Source organism: Rhizobium sp. BK112, assembly GCF_014193215.1.
GTDB classification, from domain to species: domain Bacteria; phylum Pseudomonadota; class Alphaproteobacteria; order Rhizobiales; family Rhizobiaceae; genus Rhizobium; species Rhizobium anhuiense.
The window spans coordinates 245,579-261,758 of record NZ_JACHYZ010000008.1 but is presented as its reverse complement, the minus strand read 5'-3'; the positions used below and the strand labels follow the sequence as shown (position 1 = coordinate 261,758).

Below are 16,180 nucleotides of genomic sequence, written 5' to 3'. Positions count from 1 at the left end.
CCCTTCGAATGCCGAATGCTATGTCATAAAAATTCAACATAGCATTAATAGTTACTATTAGCGTCTTCGTCGCCGGATGAAAGCCCTTGTTCAATCACAAATGGGATAGAACTGTGGCGACAAAAACACCATCCCAATTAATTACTAGGCCTGTTCGCCTTCCATTTCGAGGCGCGACGTCAGAACCTTGTCGATGACGCCCCAGCCCTGGGCTTCGTCCGCATCCATGAAATGGTCACGATCGAGCGTCTTTTCAACTTCTTCATAGGTGCGGCCGGTGTGCTTGACATAGACCTCGTTCAGGCGGCGCTTCATCTTGAGGATGTCGCGGGCGTGGCGCTCGATGTCCGAAGCCTGGCCCTGGAAGCCGCCCGAGGGCTGATGCACCATGATGCGGGAATTCGGCGTGGCGAAGCGCATGTCCTTGTGGCCGGCGGCCAGCAGCAGCGAGCCCATGGACGCGGCCTGGCCGATGCAGAGCGTCGAAACCGCGGGCTTGATGAACTGCATCGTATCGTAAATCGCCATGCCGGCGGTGACGACGCCACCGGGCGAATTGATGTAGAGGGCGATTTCCTTCTTCGGGTTTTCGGCCTCGAGGAAGAGAAGCTGGGCGCAGACGAGCGTCGCCATGTGGTCTTCGACGGCGCCCGTCAGGAAGATGATGCGTTCCTTCAACAGGCGGGAATAGATGTCGTAGGAGCGTTCACCGCGGTTGGTCTGTTCCACGACCATCGGCACGAGGGCCATAGCGGTATCGACTGGGTTTCTCATGTGCGTCCTTTGTCAACGTCTCGCCGGCCGGCGCCGGGAATCAAAGAAAAATGTCTTATCCCTACATAGAGTGTCCCTGCCCTCCTCTTCAAGACACGCCTGAGGATAACGTTAAGAAGGCGGGGCCGGGCGGTTCCTGGTAGCCTCTTTCCCCCAAACGCCTGTTAACGGCGAGCCCTCGGCATTGTCTCCCCCGGTTTTTCTCCATGACAGGATGAAGGAAGGCTTACTTCATTCGACCGTGCTTATACACGTTTACCCAACGGAAAGCCTACCGGCAGATATCGGCCCAAAACCATGCCGCAGCGCAGCGACATTAAGGAAGTGGCGAGCTTCCTCGGCAAGGATGCAAGCCAACTGAAAAGGGCCGACAGACGAGGGGTTTGCTGCCGTGTTCAATATTGCTACAGGTCTCGCCATCTGGTGTTCCGAGGCCATGACGCTTGCTTTGGTGCTGTTCGTCGCCTGGCGCCACAACGTCAGGAACGAGGCCTATCTCTATTGGGGTCTCGGCTTCCTTCTGACCGGCATCGGCTTTGCGATGATTGCCTTGCGCAGCGAAATCCCAAGCGTGCTTTCCATCGAGGCGGGCAATGCCATTGCGCTGCTCGGCCAGAGCGCCTGGGTGGCGGGTTTTCTCGCACTCGACCGCAAGAGGATCGAATGGTGGGCGCTGCTGCCGCCGGTCATCTGGCTGGCCGGGGTTTTCCTGCCCTGGGTCAACAGCGATTATTCGAACCGCGTGGTGCTCTACAATCTCGCTTCGGCGACAGGTGCGACGGCACTCGCCATGGCGGTTGCCGCCGGCGACATGCGCCGCGAGCGCACCCGCGTCAAACTGATGGGCGTCTTCGTCATCCAGGGCTGCCTGTGCTTCGGCTCGGCGCTGACGACGGCGCTGACGCTGCCGAGCGACATCGAGGCGACCAATCTCGGCGGCGTCTCCGCCATGGCCAGCGCCTTCCTGCTGACCATCGCCTTCGCGTTCACGTGCCGGCTGATCATGGAGCGCTCCGAACGGCACCTGCGTGCGCTGACCCTGACCGATTCGCTGACCGGCGTGCTCAACCGCCGCGGCCTGCTCGGCTATTTCGACGCCACCCAGGAAAAAGCCCATAACGAGCAGCGCCAGGTCGCAGTGATGCTCTTCGATCTCGACCATTTCAAGCGCGTCAACGATCGTTTCGGCCACCAATCCGGCGATGCCGTACTCACCGCGTTTGCCCGCATGGCCCGCCAGTATATTCCGAACAGCATCTTCGGCCGCATGGGCGGCGAGGAATTCGCAGCCTTCGCCGCGGTTACGGACCAGACGGAAGCCGAGGCGATCGCCGAAGCCATCCGCACCGAATTCTGCCGCCTGCCCGTCAGCACCGGCGAAGCGATCGTCCCGGTCACGGTCAGCATCGGCATCGCGCTCGCCTCCTCGATCGAAGCCAATATCGACAAGCTGATCTCGGCTGCCGACCGGGCGCTCTATGCCGCCAAGGCCGCCGGCCGCAACTGCACGGTCACCTTCGGCGAAGCGGAGGCCGCAGCCCCTGCACCGGCCACACCGAGCAGCACCGCCGGCGAACTCGTGCCGACGGTCGACGATCAGGTCGAGGCCCTGCGGCGCATGGGCACGCTGTCGCGGGCCGGCTAGCCCGCTTCTTCACCCGCATCTTTCCGAGGCACGGCAAATCCGCTAAGCCTCGGGACATGATGATACCGTCCTTTCTCTCGATCGATCCGGCTCGCCGCCACGTCTCGCTGGACGGCCGCAACCCGGCCTTCTACGGCAACCCGAATGCCGCCTATGCAGCACTTCACGCCCATTGCCCGACCTTCTACTGGAGCGAGCAGAAGCAGTGGTTCTTCACAGGCTACGACCATGTGAACGCGCTGCTGCGCGATCGCCGCTTCGGCCGGCAGATCCTGCATATCGCCAGCCGCGAGGAGCTCGGCCTTGCCGAGCCGATGCCGCATCTTGCCAGTTTCGATCTCTCGGAACGGTATTCCCTGCTCGAACTCGAACCGCCCGAGCACACGCGGCTGCGCACGCTCGTCAACCGCGCCTTCGTCTCCCGCCATGTCGAGAAGATGAAACCGGAGCTTGCCGAACTCGCCAACCGGCTGATCGACGGCTTCGCGAAAAAGGGCGAGGTCGAGCTGCTCTCGGCCTTTGCCGACATCATCCCGGTGACGATGATCGCCCGGATGATCGGCATTCCCGAGGAGATGGGGCCGCAGCTGCTTGCCTGGTCGCACGCCTATGTCCGCATGTACATGTTCGGCCGCACGCGCGAGCAGGAGGAAGAGGCCGAACGGGCGGCCAAGGAATTTTCCGACTACGTCAAGACGGTGATCGCAGAACGCCGCGCCGAGCCGCGCGACGACCTGCTTACCCACATGATCCATACCGAGCACAAGGGCCAATATCTGACCGAGGAGGAGCTCGTCTCGACGACGATCGTGCTGCTCAATGCCGGGCATGAGGCGACCGTGCACCAGATCGGCAATTCCGTGCGCATCATCCTCGACAGCGGCTGCGATCCCTCGGAACTCTTCCGGGACGAAGCGACGACGGAGCGCACGGTCGAGGAAACCTTGCGCATCGGCGCGCCGGTGCACATCTTCCAGCGCTGGGCGCTGGAGCCTGCCGAAATCGACGGCGTCTCCTTCAAGCGCGGCGACAAGGTGAGCCTCATCCTCGCCGCCGCCAATCTCGACCCGGCGAAATTCACCGATCCCCTCGCCTTCCGGCCGGATCGCAACGAGGCGGCGAACCTCTCCTTCGGCGCCGGTATCCATTTCTGCATCGGCGCGCCGCTGGCCCGGCTGGAGCTCAATGTCGTGCTGCCGATCCTGTTCGAACGGCTTCCCGGTCTCAAACTGTCAAAGACGCCGGTGGTCAAGGACGTCTACCATTTCCACGGGCTGGACCGGCTGGATCTGCAATGGTGATCACCGCCGCGCCTGGAAAGTCATGCGGCTGACTCTTCTTCCAGCTTGCTGGATATGTCGTGTGCCGACATAGGTCTTCCAAGCAGATATCCCTGCAGCTGATCGCAGCCGGCGTCGCGCAAGATCGCCGCCTGGCGGGTATTCTCGATCCCTTCGGCGGTCACCGGAATCTGCAGGGCGGTCGCCAGGGAAATGGTCGCCCGAAGAACATCGGCGCCATTTGCGCCTTCGTCGAGAGCCGACACGAGCGAGCGGTCGATCTTCATGCGATCAAACCCGAACTGCCGCAATGCGCCAATGCTGGCGTAGCCGCAGCCGAAGTCATCGAGCGCAAACTTGATGCCGACGCGCTTCAGCTGATCTATCGATCGTCGCGCCTGGTCCGGATTTGTCATCAGGACACCTTCGGTGATCTCCAGCGTCAGCCGGCTTGGATTGAAATCGAGTTCCTGCAGCACCGAGATCACTTCGGCGGCAAATTCCGGATTGCAGAGCTGGATCGGCGAAACATTCACCGACAATGCCAGATCGGGCCAGTTCTTGGCATGCTCGATCGATGTTCTGAGCATATGAACGCCAAGCGCATCGATGAGGCCGCATCTCTCGGCAAGCGGGATGAAAATCTCCGGACTGATGTTGCCCGTCGCCGTTCGCCAGCGTGCCAACGCCTCAAGACCAGTGACGGCGCCTGTTGTGGCGGAGACGAGAGGCTGGAAAACGGCTTCGATCGCGCCACTGCTGATGGCGTGCTTCAACAGGCCTTCCAGCTCGGCGACGCGTTGGCGTTCCCGGTCCAGTTCAGGATCGTATTCGATCGCCTGACCCCTGCCATTTGTCTTGGCGCGATAGAGGGCCATATCCGCTCTGCGGAGCAGCTCCAAAGGCGGAATGTCTCCGTTGAGCGCAGCCGCTCCGATGCTTGCGCCGACTTCGATCGTTCGTCCGTCGATTTTGAAGGGCTCGGTAAACAGCGCCAGAATGGTCTTTTCCATGTCTTCGCACGTAGCGGATCCGACGTGCACCAATGCAAATTCGTCGCCCCCCAGCCGGGCCGCGGCAACGACTTCGGGGTGGCAGGCGGTCAGCGCGTTCGAGACCAGCCGGATCAAATCGTCCCCCACCGCATGCCCCCAGGCATCGTTGACGGCCTTGAAGCCATCAAGGTCGACCAGATAGAGCCGGAGTGGCGTAGAGCCCACATCCTCCAGGTCTTCCAGCAGGCTGAGAAGCCCATGCCTGTTCAACAGGCCACTCAGGCTATCATGGCCCGCCTCGAAAAGTGCTGCTTGCGCCAACTGGCGCAGGCGTCGCGCCTCGGACGCGCCAACCATCAGAACGCCGATCAGGAACAGCGCAAGGATGGCGATAGCGGCCGCGACGTAAGGAGCAACCTGATGAAACACGGTGCTTCCGGGCGCCTTGCTCGGCCAGACGAGATAGCCGATGACGGCCCCCTTCATGTCGGTGATCGGCGCGTTCAGGAACGCCGGCTTGGGCGTCGTCTCGAGGTGCAGGCCTTCGAGTTCATGTTCGTTCGAGAGCGTGTCGAGAACCTCAGGCGTGATGTCCTTGTAGAAGCTCAACGTGCTGAGCTTCGGAAGCTCGCCGCTCGCCTCGAACGGCTGGATTGCCTGCGAGGCGATCAGCGCGACGCCGCTCTCGGTCTTGATGAAATTGACCACCGGCGCCCGCCCAGGATCGGCGGCCGCATTGATCTGCTGATCAAAGGTTTCGCCAAAAAACGCGCTCGGCTGGAAGGGCTTGCCTTTGGCATAGGCCGAGACAACCGAAGACCGGTCGGGGCCGATGACGATCGCGCCGTCATAGAGCGCGTAATCCTCGCTGGTTTTTCCCCAATTCTCATAGGCCCAATCGGCGGCGGTCGGCGATGAGGTCGCACGATAGGCATCGTCCCATACGGCATTGTCAGTCGTTGTCGAACCCAGGCGAGCCACAAATGCGCCGATTGCGGCGCGGGCAGCGCGATTGGCCCTGGCATCGTCGATCTCGTTTGCCGACCGGGTCATCTTGACGACGACATGAGCCATAAGGCCGGTCAGGACGAGAGCGACGACGAGGAAGCAGACGGTTGTCGCAATGATGGAAGACGTCTGAGTCCGAACGTGCCTACCTGCAAGATTCGACGACATGCAAATTCCGCAAAGATTAATTGCAAGGCCATGTCTGTGAGACGGCAGGAGACATCATGTCCGCAATGCGCTGCAGATCAGATCTAGCATTTGACGATGTAGGCCCGATTAATGGGATTGGTTAAAAGCGTTCTATCCGGCAAAGAAGCGCTGTCATTGGCGGAAAAACAGGCCATTATCGCCGCAAACCGGGACAGGCCCGGGGTCGCCGGCGTCGGTCTGCTCAAACCTTGATCACATAATCCTTGCGAGTCGTTTCAACGACTTCCCACGTTCCCCTAAAGCCGGGCCTGAGGATCATCCGATCACCCGCCTTCAGATGCACCGGCTCGCCGCCCTCCTCCGTCACGATCGAATGGCCGGAGAGCAGGCTGAAATATTCCCACTCTTCGTAGACAATCCGCCACTTGCCCGGCGTCGCCTCCCAGATACCGGAATAGAGGCCACCTTCGGCCTCCTCCAGGTTCCAGCTACGGAATTGCGGATCGCCCGAGATGATCCGGCCGGGCTCCGGGGCGCCGAACTCCGGTTGGACGCCGTCGATGCTGAAGGTGATGAAATTTGCCGTGGTCATTATGGACCCCTTTGATCTCAGATCTTCGAGAGCGCCTGTTCGAGATCGGCGATGATGTCCTTGACGTCCTCGATGCCGACGGAAAGGCGCACGACGTCAGACCCGGCGCCGGCGGCGATCCTCTGCTCGTCGGTCAATTGCCGGTGCGTCGTCGAGGCCGGATGGATGACGAGCGAACGGGTGTCGCCGATATTGGCGAGGTGGGAGAAGAGCTCCAGTCCCTCGACCAGCGTCTTGCCCGCCTCATAGCCGCCTTTGACGCCGAAGGTGAAGATGGAGCCGGCGCCCTTCGGCGAATAGCGCTGCTGCAGGGCATGGTTCGGGTCGTCGTCGAGGCCGGCATAATTCACCCAGGCGATCTTGCTGTGCGCCTTCAGCCACTTGGCGACGGCGATCGCATTGTCGCTGTGGCGCTGCATGCGAAGCGGCAGCGTCTCGATGCCGGTCAGGATCAGGAAGGCGTTGAAGGGCGAAATCGCCGGCCCGAGATCGCGCAGGCCGAGCACGCGGGCAGCGATCGCAAAGGCGAAATTACCGAACGTCGCGTGCAGGACCATGCCGTTATATTCCGGCCGCGGGCTCGACAGCATCGGGTAATTGCCGGATTTCGACCAGTCGAAGGTGCCGCCGTCGACGATGAGGCCGCCCATGGAATTGCCGTGGCCGCCGAGAAATTTCGTCAGCGAATGTACGACGATGTCGGCGCCATGCTCGATCGGACGGATGAAATAGGGGGTCGCCAACGTGTTGTCGACGATCAGCGGCAGGCCGTTGCGGTGTGCGACGTCGGCGATAGCGGCAATATCGACGAAGGTGCCGCCGGGATTGGCCAGGCTTTCGATGAAGATACCGCGCGTCTTGTCGTCGATCTGGCTTTCGAAGCTTGCCGGATCGTCGGAATCGGCCCAGCGCACCTGCCAGCCGAAATTCTCGAAGGCATGGCCGAACTGGTTGATCGAGCCGCCATAGAGCCTGCGCGCAGCGATGAAGTTCTCGCCGGGGCGCATGATGGTGTGGAAGACGATCATCTGCGCTGCATGGCCGGAGGCGACGGCAAGTGCTGCCGTGCCGCCCTCGAGCGCTGCGACACGCTCCTCGAGCACGGCCTGGGTCGGGTTCATGATGCGGGTGTAGATGTTGCCGAAGGCCTGCAGGCCGAAGAGGGCGGCGGCATGATCGGAATCATTGAAGACGAAAGCGGTCGTCTGGTAGATCGGCGTTACCCGCGCGCCGGTCGCCGGGTCGGGCTGTGCGCCGGCATGGATCGCCAACGTGTTGAATCCCGGATCGTTCTTGGCCATGTCGTCCTCCCGTTATTGCTGACGAGCGGGATCATAACCACTCACGAACGAAAGTTAATCGCGATCCGTTTCAACCCGCGGGCGTTCCGTGGAAAATCCGTCTCCGCCAACAGCAACTCAGGCAATGAGACGAGGATATTCGATCGCCGGGCAACGGTTCATCACCACCTTGACACCGACGGCCTCCGCCTTTGCCGCCGCCGCATCGTCGCGGACACCAAGTTGAGACCAGATGATCTTCGGCAGCGGGCTCAGCGCCAGCGCCTCCTCGATGACCCCGTCCAGATATTCGGAGGCGCGAAATACGTCGACCATGTCGATCGGCACGGGAATGTCGGCGAGCCGGGCATACACGGTACGGCCCTGAATCTGCTTACCCGCCTGCCCCGGATTGACAGGAATGACCTCATAGCCGCACGACAGCAGATAACCCATGACGCCGTTGCTCGGCCGGGCCGGATTGGGCGAAGCGCCGGTCAGAGCGATGGTCTTTACCGAATGCAGGATTCCGGCGAGGTAGTCATCCGTGTAAGCGTCGTGATTCATGTCCGTGTCTCCACTCCCGAAAGCCCTTCAGCACGGCCCCGCATGTTTTTTTGCATTTCCGTGAAACCGGCTGGGCGTCTTTTCCGTATATATGAATTGGATACTCCCTGAGGATGATTCGATGAAAAAAATCGCTCTTGCCCTCATGCTCGTGCTTGCCGCATCGCCGGCGCTGGCGATCTCGCGCTACAATCCGCTCGCCATGAGCTGTGCCAGCGTGCGCGCCGCCATCCACAATCAGGGCGCCGTCATCTTCCGCTACCAGTCTCCCCGCGGCTTGCCGCTCTACGATCGCTATGTCCGCAACAGCAATTATTGCGACGCGACCGATTATGCGGAATGGACGCATATTCCCTCGAAGGACGATCCCCGCTGCCCGGTCCTGAACTGCCAGAACATCGACAACCTTGACGGGATGCTTTTCGTTCCTCATCATCAACTTTGATGGTTTTAACGGTTGTAACGGCCGCGGGAAACTATACGTCTTTCGCGCTTGCGAAAGGTTTGGGGCTCAATCCCGCGCTGCGATTTTTTGAAGATTGCACAATCAAAAGCTTTAATTTTCCCCTATGTCAAAGTTATAGAATAATATCTATATTTCAGCAGCATAGGATAATCTCCTTCCGAGTTCCGACAGCTTGTTTCTCCTTTTGTTCATGATAATGCCGCGCTATGTTCTTATGTCCATTAGAAACATCTCATAGTTGAAAGGAGCGCCTGGATTGAACGCATGTCGCGCGCACGTAAAAATTGCTCCAATGAGCCACCATTGTTCACCTACTGAAAGAATGCTATTCGACACATGACCGCATAAGCGGCGGCCGCCGTGCATTTTCGTGCAAATCTCAGTTGTCTTATCAGGAATTCGAAACGCTGAAGCGAGGCGTGTTCCGCTTCTTCTCATCCTTTCCGGATTTACTCCCTTGCCTCTCGACGTCATCCTGCTCGTTCTCTTCGGCGCACTGCTGCACGCGACATGGAACGCCATCGTCAAGGCGGGGAGCGACAAATCCCTCGATGCGGCACTGATCTCGGCCGGCGGTGCGGTTTCGGCGCTGCCGTTCCTGGCATTCCTGCCGCTGCCGCAAGCCTCAGCCTGGCCGTTCATCGGCGCCTCGGCCATCCTGCAATTCGCCTATTTTCAATTGGTCGCCGCCGCCTACCGCGCCGGCGATATCGGCCTCGTCTATCCATTGATGCGTGGCAGCGCACCGCTGCTGATTGCCGCGACAAGCGGTTTCATCCTCAAGGAAGATCTTTCCTGGGGCGCTCTTGCCGGCACGATGACGATTTCGGCCGGGGTGCTGACGCTGGCTTTGGAGGCGCGGCGCGGCAGCAGCCGCGCCGTCATGTTCGCGCTTGCCAATGCCTGCGTCATCGCCAGCTACACCTATGTCGACGGTATCGGCGCACGCATCTCCGGCAATGCGGTTTCCTACACTTTGTGGATGTCGCTGTTGCCGCCGGTGCTGCTGTTTGCCTGGGCAGCGTCGCAGCGCGGCGCTGCCGCCGTCGCGCGCCACGTCCGTCGCAACTGGTGGCGCGGCCTCATCGGCGGCGCCGGCTCGATCGCTTCCTACGGGCTGGCGCTCTGGGCGATGACGAAAGCCCCGGTCGCGACCGTCGCCGCTCTGCGCGAAACCGCGATCCTCTTTGCGCTGGTGATCTCGATCACCGTCTTCAAGGAAAAGGCCAGCATCTGGCGCTACGTCGCCGGCGTGGTTATCGCAATCGGCGGACTGGTTCTGAAACTGGCGTGAGTCATTCGCCCTTCCATTCCGGCATACGCTTGCCGAGGAAGGCGCCGATCCCTTCCTGCGCGTCCTGCGTCAGCATGTTTTCGACCATCACCTTGGCGGTATAATCATAGGCCGCCTCCACCGGCAGTTCGAGCTGGCGGTTGAAGGCTTCCTTGCCGATCCTCAGCGCCATCGGCGATTTGCTGGCGATCACCGCCGCATATTTGGACACGACCTGCACCAGATACTGTTTTGGCACGATGCGGTTGACGAGGCCGAAATCCTTGGCGGTCGAGGCGTCGATCGTCTCGCCGGTCAGCAGCATTTCCATTGCCTGCTTGCGGTGCGCGGCACGGGAAACGGCAACCATCGGCGTCGAACAGAACAGGCCGATGTTGACGCCCGGCGTGCAGAATGTCGAACTGTCGGTGCAGATCGCCAGATCGCAGGAGGCAACCAGCTGACAGCCGGCAGCCGTTGCAAGCCCGTCGATCTCGGCGATGACAGGCTTCGGCAGATGGGCGATCTTCAGCATCAGATCGGCAGCGAGCCGGAAGGACTTTTCGAAGAAGCCGGCCCCCTGATCTTCATCGGCGCGATGGGTCGTGAGTTCCTTGAGATCATGCCCGGCGGAAAAGACATTGCCGGTCGAAGCGATGACGACGACGCGCACATCCGAATCCGCCCCGGCCGTCTCCAGCTCGTGCATCAGCGCTTCGAGAAGCGCGATCGAAAGCACATTGGCCGGCGGATTGTTGAGCACCACCCGCAGCACGCCGTCGCGCAGCGAGCGGGTCAGCAATCCGCACTCTTCTGCCCTGGCTGCGTCCGGGAAGGATACGATTTCGGCCATGATGCTGCTCCCTGCGCCCGCTCGATTCCAGCAGACGTTTTGCCACAAGGCGCTGGCAATTTCGAGCAGGATCCGCACTCCGCGCGTAAGCCGCTGCCGTCAGGACCAGAACCACGACTTCGATGCCTCGGCACTTGCCTGCGCACGCGTCAGACCGACATCGCGAAGCTCGTCGTCGGTGAGTTCGGACAGCGTGCGGCGGCTACGACGCTTTTCGAGATGATGCTCGATCATCGCCAGCCGCCGCAGGCTCCAACGCGCCAGGCGGCGCAGTTTCGATCGAACGATATCGCGAGGCGCCACAAAGATCCCGCTGGTTTCCAAAGCCATCTGTTCTTCCCTTCTTCAAGGGATGAAAGATGCGCTGGAAGACGCCACGAAAGAAGCTTATAGATATTATGATATGTATAAGGATTTCTTTGGCATGGCGCTCAACCTCGATCAACTCGCGACCTTCGTCAATGTTGCCGATCTCGGAAGCTTTACGGCTGCAGCCGACAAGGAGGGCCTCACTCAACCGGCCGTCAGCCTGCAGGTAAAGGGCCTCGAACAGCGGCTCGGTGTCCGGCTGATCGAGCGCGTCGGGCGACGGGCGCAGCCCACCGCGGCAGGTCTCGATCTTCTCGCGCATGCACGACGCCTGCTGCAGGAATCGGCGGCGGCGGAAGAAGCGATGCTGCCGTACAGAGATGGCGCAAGCGGCCGCGTGCGCATCGGCAGCGGCGGCACGGCGTCGATTCATCTGCTGCCACGCGCCATCGCCGCCGCCAGAAAACGCATGCCCGGCCTCGAAATCACCGTGCGCATCGGTGATGCCGATGACGTTCTGCGCGATCTGGAGGACAATAGCCTCGACATCGCCGTCATCGCCCTGCCGGCATCGGGACGGAACTTCGAGATCGAACCCTTCTACGAGGAGGAACTGCTGGCCGTCGCTCCCGCAGGCAGTCTCATTCCCGAAGGCGGGCCGGACGCCGCCTTCATGCGCGACAGGACGCTGCTGCTTTACGAGGGAGGCAATACGCGGCGGGCAATCGATGGGTGGCTTGCTGCTCCCAATACCAGAATCCGCCCCGCGATGGAGTTCGGCAGCATCGAGGCAATCAAGGAACTGGTGGCGGTGGGGCTCGGCTGGTCGATCCTGCCGGGACTGGCGCTGAAGCGCGAACGCGCCGGTCTGGTGACGACATCATCGCTGAATCCGCGGCTCACGCGCCGCCTCGGCATGGTGCTGCGCCGGGACAAACATCTGACACGCGGCCTTCGCGAAATGATGAAATGCCTGCGCGAGTTCAAAGGTTAGGGCCGCTTTCGACCGCGGGATGCGGTTTCAAAAGCCGGCAGCGACGAGATAAAAAACGTCAGCCTCCCCAGTTCACTACCTAACAAATGTGAGGTATCATAATACCATACATCTAACATATTGTTTTCGCTTGGAATTTTTTACAGGCGTCGGAAGAGTCGATATTGACCCGATGTCACATTCCCTTTATACACCGCGCCAGAACGCAGCCTGTCCGGGCTGCTTTCTTTTTGGCATGCCTCGCGCCTGCCAATCCAAGCAACAAGAAACGCCCTTTAAGCCCTAGGGCCAAGGGTCCCAAAAGAGAGTATTCACTATGGCAACCTTCTCCCAGAAGCCTGCAGAGGTGGAGAAGAAGTGGGTGATCATCGACGCCGAAGGGCTGGTCGTTGGCCGTCTCGCTTCCATCATCGCTATGCGCCTGCGCGGCAAGCACAAGGCAACCTTCACGCCCCACGTTGACGACGGCGACAACGTCATCGTCATCAATGCCGACAAGGTCGTTTTCACCGGCAAGAAGTATTCCGACAAGGTCTACTACTGGCACACCGGTTATGCCGGCGGCATCAAGGAACGCACCGCACGCCAGATCATCGAAGGCCGCTTCCCGGAGCGCGTCCTCGAAAAGGCCGTCGAACGCATGGTTCCGCGTGGCCCGCTCGGCCGTCGCCAGATGAAGAACCTGCGCGTTTACGCCGGCTCCAACCATCCCCATGAAGCCCAGCAGCCGGTCGCCCTCGACGTTGCCGCGCTCAACAAAAAGAACGTAAGGAGCGCCTGATCATGGCTGACCTCTCCTCCCTGAAGGATCTCGGCACGGCTTCCGAAGCTGCTGCTCCGGCCCACGTCCGCAAGGTCGATTCGCTCGGCCGCTCCTACGCGACCGGCAAGCGCAAGAACGCCGTCGCCCGCGTCTGGGTGAAGCCGGGCTCCGGCAAGATCATCATCAACGGCAAGGAATTCGCGGAATATTTCGCCCGTCCGGTGCTGCAGATGATCCTGCGCCAGCCGATCGTTGCGGCTGCCCGTGACGGCCAGTTCGACATCGTCGCAACCGTTGCCGGCGGTGGCCTGTCCGGCCAGGCCGGCGCTGTTCGCCACGGTCTCTCCAAGGCGCTGACCTACTTCGAGCCGGGCCTGCGCTCGGTGCTGAAGAAGGGCGGCTTCCTGACCCGCGACAGCCGCGTCGTCGAACGCAAGAAGTACGGCAAGGCAAAGGCCCGCCGCTCCTTCCAGTTCTCCAAGCGTTAATCGCTTCGGACAGACGGAATTACGAAGGCCGGGGAAACCCGGCCTTTTTATTTGCGCTGTTCAACCCAGGCGGAAGCGTGCCGGCTGCCATTGTCGCATTTCGGTTCTGCTGGTAGAAACTCTGCTGGTAGAAACTGGGCAAGGCGCTTCGCGAATGAGCGAAGCCGCAGTCAGGGTCGCATCATGGGAACAACCAAGTCCGCAGACAAATAGGCCGCAACAACCCTGCCCTGTTGTTGCGGCGTCTGTCCGGCCAATTCCGATACTGATGAAAAGACAGATCGCCGCCGAATGAAATCATTTGAGCGGATGCTTTCCCATGTCTTATCCCAAAATCCAGCGCTGGAGCTATTCCGTGCCGGCAGCCATGCTGCTGATGGCGCCTTTCGACATCTTGACCTCTCTCGCCATGGATATCTATCTGCCGATTGTGCCTGTTATGCCGGAGGCGCTCGGCACCTCACCTGAAGTCATCCAACTGACCCTCAGCCTCTATATGCTCGTGCTCGGCGCCGGGCAGATCGTCTTCGGGCCGATTTCCGATATTGTCGGACGACGGCCCGTCCTGCTCGGAGGCACGGCACTCTTTGCCGCTTCCTCCTTCCTGCTTGCCGGCACTTCGGCGGCACCGCTTTTCGTGGCCTGGAGATTGCTGCAGGCAGTCGGTGCGTCGGCGGCTCTCGTCGCAACCTTCGCAACAGTGCGCGACGTCTACGCCGGGCGTCCCGAAAGCAGCACGATCTATAGCCTGCTCGGCTCCATCCTCTCCTTCGTGCCGGCATTGGGCCCCATCGCCGGAGCCTTGATCGCCGATCGCTTCGGCTGGCGCGCCATCTTCCTCGTCATCGGCCTCCTTTCGGTTGCCGCCCTTTTCAACGCCGGCATGCGGTGGCATGAGACCCGTCCCGCCGCCACCGCGAAGATCGCCCTCCGCCCGATCCTGAAGAGCTTTCCCTTCTGGGTCTATACATTAGGCTTCAGCACGGCGATGGGTGCCTTCTTCGTCTTCTTCTCGACGGCACCCCGTATCCTGATCGATAGGGCCGGCTTCTCCGGCATCGGCTTCAGCGTCGCCTTTGCCACCGTGGCACTGGCGATGATCGTGACGGCGCCTTTCGCCAAAAGCTTCGTCATGCGCTGGGGCATTGCAGGCAGTCTTGCCAGAGGCATGGCGACGCTGCTTCTCGGCGCCGTGCTGCTTGCCTTTGGAGAATTGTTTCTGCAGCCCTCCTTTGTCAGCTTCGTCGTGCCGATGTGGATCATCGCGATCGGCATCGTCCTGGCGACGGCGGTGACTGCCAATGGCGCGCTTGAGGCCTTTGGCGATACGGCAGGAACGGCGGTAGCGTTCTATTTCTGCATCGAGAGCATCTTGGTCGGCTTTGCCGGAACGGTCTTTGTGCTTCTGCTCGGCGGCGACAGCGCCTGGCCGGTCGTTGGCTATATCTCTGTGAGCGCGCTGGCGACGCTCGCCGGGTTGTGGTCCCTGCGGCAGCCGGCCTGACAGCAGATGGTCAAGAACGGCCGCTCGACCGCAATGGGCGGCCGTCATCCGATCGATGGCTTGAAATCTGCCCGCAGCTCGCCTACCCCTTTCTGCGCGCAAGGGATCAGCCAATTCCTTCGCGAGACCGCCACCCGACGCTTTGGCGTCGAACGGTGATCATGCAACGCAGCGTCCGCACCGAACGCGACTATGGTTTTGCCACCGAAAAAAGGAGCATGACTTGGCGAACAGATCGATTGACCACGCCTTCACGGCGACCAGCCTCACTTCTGCCGCCAGCGACCCGACCTTTGCCGGCGCGCTGTCCTTCATGCGTCGCCGCTTCACCAAGGAACTCGCCGGCGTCGACGTCGCCGTCTGGGGGATTCCCTTCGATGCCGCGACATCGAACAGGCCGGGCACGCGCTTCGGGCCGCAGGCGATCCGGCGCGCCTCGGCGATCTTCGACAATGACGCGCAATATCCCTTCCACCGCGATCTCTTCGCCGACATGGCGGTGATCGACTACGGCGACTGCCTGCTCGACTACGGCAATCATCAGGATACGCCTGCCGCCATCGAGCGCCAGGCGAATGTCATCCTCGACAGCGGCGCCTTCCTGCTGACGCTCGGCGGCGATCATTACGTCACCTGGCCGCTGCTGAAAGCCCATGTGGCAAAACATGGGCCGCTGGCGCTCGTGCAGTTCGACGCGCACCAGGACACCTGGTTCGACGAAGAACGGCGCATCGACCATGGCTCCTTCGTGGCGCGGGCGGCTCGCGAAGGCATCATCGATCCCGACCGCTCGATCCAGATCGGCATCCGCACCCATGCGCCGGAGGATTGCGGCGTCAATATTCTCTACGGTCATCAGGTCGAAGAAATGAGCGCCGGCGATATCGCCTCGGCGATCATCTCCCATACGCGCGGGGCGCCAGCCTATCTCACCTTCGATATCGATTGCCTCGATCCGGCCTTTGCGCCGGGTACCGGCACACCGGTTGCCGGCGGGCCGTCGAGCGTCAAGATCCTCTCGGTGCTGCAGCGCCTGCACCAGCTCGATATCCGTGGCGCTGATGTCGTCGAGGTATCGCCGCCCTATGATCATGCCGATATCACCGCCATTGCGGGGGCAACGGTGGCGATGTATATGCTGGGGCTTCACGCCGAGCGACGCGCCATCGCCGTGTCACAAGGCTGACTTATCATCGCTCAAACTGAATCCGGAAACCTTCAGAACCCATTGAAAGCGCA

At 61.1% G+C, this 16,180-nt stretch carries 16 protein-coding genes; 9 read left to right on the top strand and 7 right to left on the bottom strand.

Annotated features, from left to right (window positions below):
* Positions 1-144: 144 nt before the first annotated feature.
* Positions 145-774, bottom strand: coding sequence for an ATP-dependent Clp endopeptidase proteolytic subunit ClpP (gene clpP / locus FHT75_RS22470; RefSeq protein WP_003573944.1), 630 nt, complete (start codon positions 772-774; stop codon positions 145-147).
* A gap of 391 nt (positions 775-1,165) precedes the next feature.
* Between clpP and FHT75_RS22465 the strand changes: the two genes are divergently transcribed.
* Together FHT75_RS22465 and FHT75_RS22460 are read left to right on the top strand one after the other, a co-directional pair.
* Positions 1,166-2,419 carry a GGDEF domain-containing protein gene (locus FHT75_RS22465; RefSeq protein ID WP_047616484.1) on the top strand — a complete coding sequence of 418 codons (1,254 nt, stop codon included), beginning with the start codon at positions 1,166-1,168 and terminating at the stop codon, positions 2,417-2,419.
* Between the two features lie 56 nt (positions 2,420-2,475).
* Positions 2,476-3,720, top strand: a complete 1,245-nt coding sequence (locus FHT75_RS22460) for a cytochrome P450 (protein ID WP_063474299.1) — start codon at positions 2,476-2,478, stop codon at positions 3,718-3,720.
* Positions 3,721-3,740: 20 nt separating this feature from the next.
* Here FHT75_RS22460 and FHT75_RS22455 read toward each other — a convergent pair whose 3' ends face one another.
* The 4 genes from FHT75_RS22455 to FHT75_RS22440 form a co-directional block, all read right to left on the bottom strand.
* Positions 3,741-5,870 carry a bifunctional diguanylate cyclase/phosphodiesterase gene (locus FHT75_RS22455; protein WP_063474298.1) on the bottom strand — a complete coding sequence of 710 codons (2,130 nt, stop codon included), beginning with the start codon at positions 5,868-5,870 and terminating at the stop codon, positions 3,741-3,743.
* A 223-nt stretch (positions 5,871-6,093) separates the two neighbouring features.
* Entirely contained in the window at positions 6,094-6,444 is a 351-nt protein-coding gene (locus FHT75_RS22450) for a cupin domain-containing protein (protein WP_047616480.1), read from the bottom strand.
* Positions 6,445-6,461: 17 nt separating this feature from the next.
* On the bottom strand, positions 6,462-7,745 hold the full coding sequence (locus tag FHT75_RS22445; RefSeq protein ID WP_047616478.1) for an O-acetylhomoserine aminocarboxypropyltransferase: 1,284 nt from the start codon (positions 7,743-7,745) through the stop codon (positions 6,462-6,464).
* 117 nt (positions 7,746-7,862) lie between these two features.
* Entirely contained in the window at positions 7,863-8,291 is a 429-nt protein-coding gene (locus FHT75_RS22440) for a CoA-binding protein (protein WP_048338657.1), read from the bottom strand.
* 121 nt (positions 8,292-8,412) lie between these two features.
* Here FHT75_RS22440 and FHT75_RS22435 point away from each other — a divergent pair, with 121 nt between their 5' ends.
* Both FHT75_RS22435 and FHT75_RS22430 read left to right on the top strand, forming a co-directional pair.
* Positions 8,413-8,736 carry a hypothetical protein gene (locus FHT75_RS22435; RefSeq protein ID WP_063474297.1) on the top strand — a complete coding sequence of 108 codons (324 nt, stop codon included), beginning with the start codon at positions 8,413-8,415 and terminating at the stop codon, positions 8,734-8,736.
* Between the two features lie 478 nt (positions 8,737-9,214).
* Positions 9,215-10,051, top strand: coding sequence for an EamA family transporter (locus FHT75_RS22430; RefSeq protein WP_047616474.1), 837 nt, complete (start codon positions 9,215-9,217; stop codon positions 10,049-10,051).
* Position 10,052: 1 nt separating this feature from the next.
* Here the strand turns inward: FHT75_RS22430 and FHT75_RS22425 are convergent, their stop codons facing one another.
* Together FHT75_RS22425 and FHT75_RS22420 are read right to left on the bottom strand one after the other, a co-directional pair.
* Complete coding sequence (locus FHT75_RS22425) at positions 10,053-10,883, bottom strand: enoyl-CoA hydratase (RefSeq protein ID WP_063474296.1); 831 nt, start codon at positions 10,881-10,883, stop codon at positions 10,053-10,055.
* A 99-nt stretch (positions 10,884-10,982) separates the two neighbouring features.
* Positions 10,983-11,213 carry a DUF1127 domain-containing protein gene (locus tag FHT75_RS22420; RefSeq protein WP_063474295.1) on the bottom strand — a complete coding sequence of 77 codons (231 nt, stop codon included), beginning with the start codon at positions 11,211-11,213 and terminating at the stop codon, positions 10,983-10,985.
* Positions 11,214-11,286: 73 nt separating this feature from the next.
* On the opposite strand from FHT75_RS22420, the gene FHT75_RS22415 reads away from it, so the two are divergent.
* The 5 genes from FHT75_RS22415 (at position 11,287) to speB (ending at position 16,127) form a co-directional block, all read left to right on the top strand.
* Positions 11,287-12,186, top strand: a complete 900-nt coding sequence (locus FHT75_RS22415; protein WP_174824456.1) for a LysR family transcriptional regulator — start codon at positions 11,287-11,289, stop codon at positions 12,184-12,186.
* Positions 12,187-12,502: 316 nt separating this feature from the next.
* Complete coding sequence (gene rplM, locus FHT75_RS22410; protein ID WP_012483399.1) at positions 12,503-12,967, top strand: 50S ribosomal protein L13; 465 nt, start codon at positions 12,503-12,505, stop codon at positions 12,965-12,967.
* 2 nt (positions 12,968-12,969) lie between these two features.
* Positions 12,970-13,437 carry a 30S ribosomal protein S9 gene (gene rpsI / locus FHT75_RS22405; RefSeq protein ID WP_047616469.1) on the top strand — a complete coding sequence of 156 codons (468 nt, stop codon included), beginning with the start codon at positions 12,970-12,972 and terminating at the stop codon, positions 13,435-13,437.
* A gap of 319 nt (positions 13,438-13,756) precedes the next feature.
* Positions 13,757-14,941 carry a CmlA/FloR family chloramphenicol efflux MFS transporter gene (gene cml / locus FHT75_RS22400; RefSeq protein ID WP_063474294.1) on the top strand — a complete coding sequence of 395 codons (1,185 nt, stop codon included), beginning with the start codon at positions 13,757-13,759 and terminating at the stop codon, positions 14,939-14,941.
* A 223-nt stretch (positions 14,942-15,164) separates the two neighbouring features.
* Positions 15,165-16,127: an agmatinase gene (speB, locus tag FHT75_RS22395; RefSeq protein WP_063474293.1), complete on the top strand. Its 963-nt coding sequence runs from the start codon at positions 15,165-15,167 to the stop codon at positions 16,125-16,127.
* Positions 16,128-16,180: the final 53 nt, after the last annotated feature.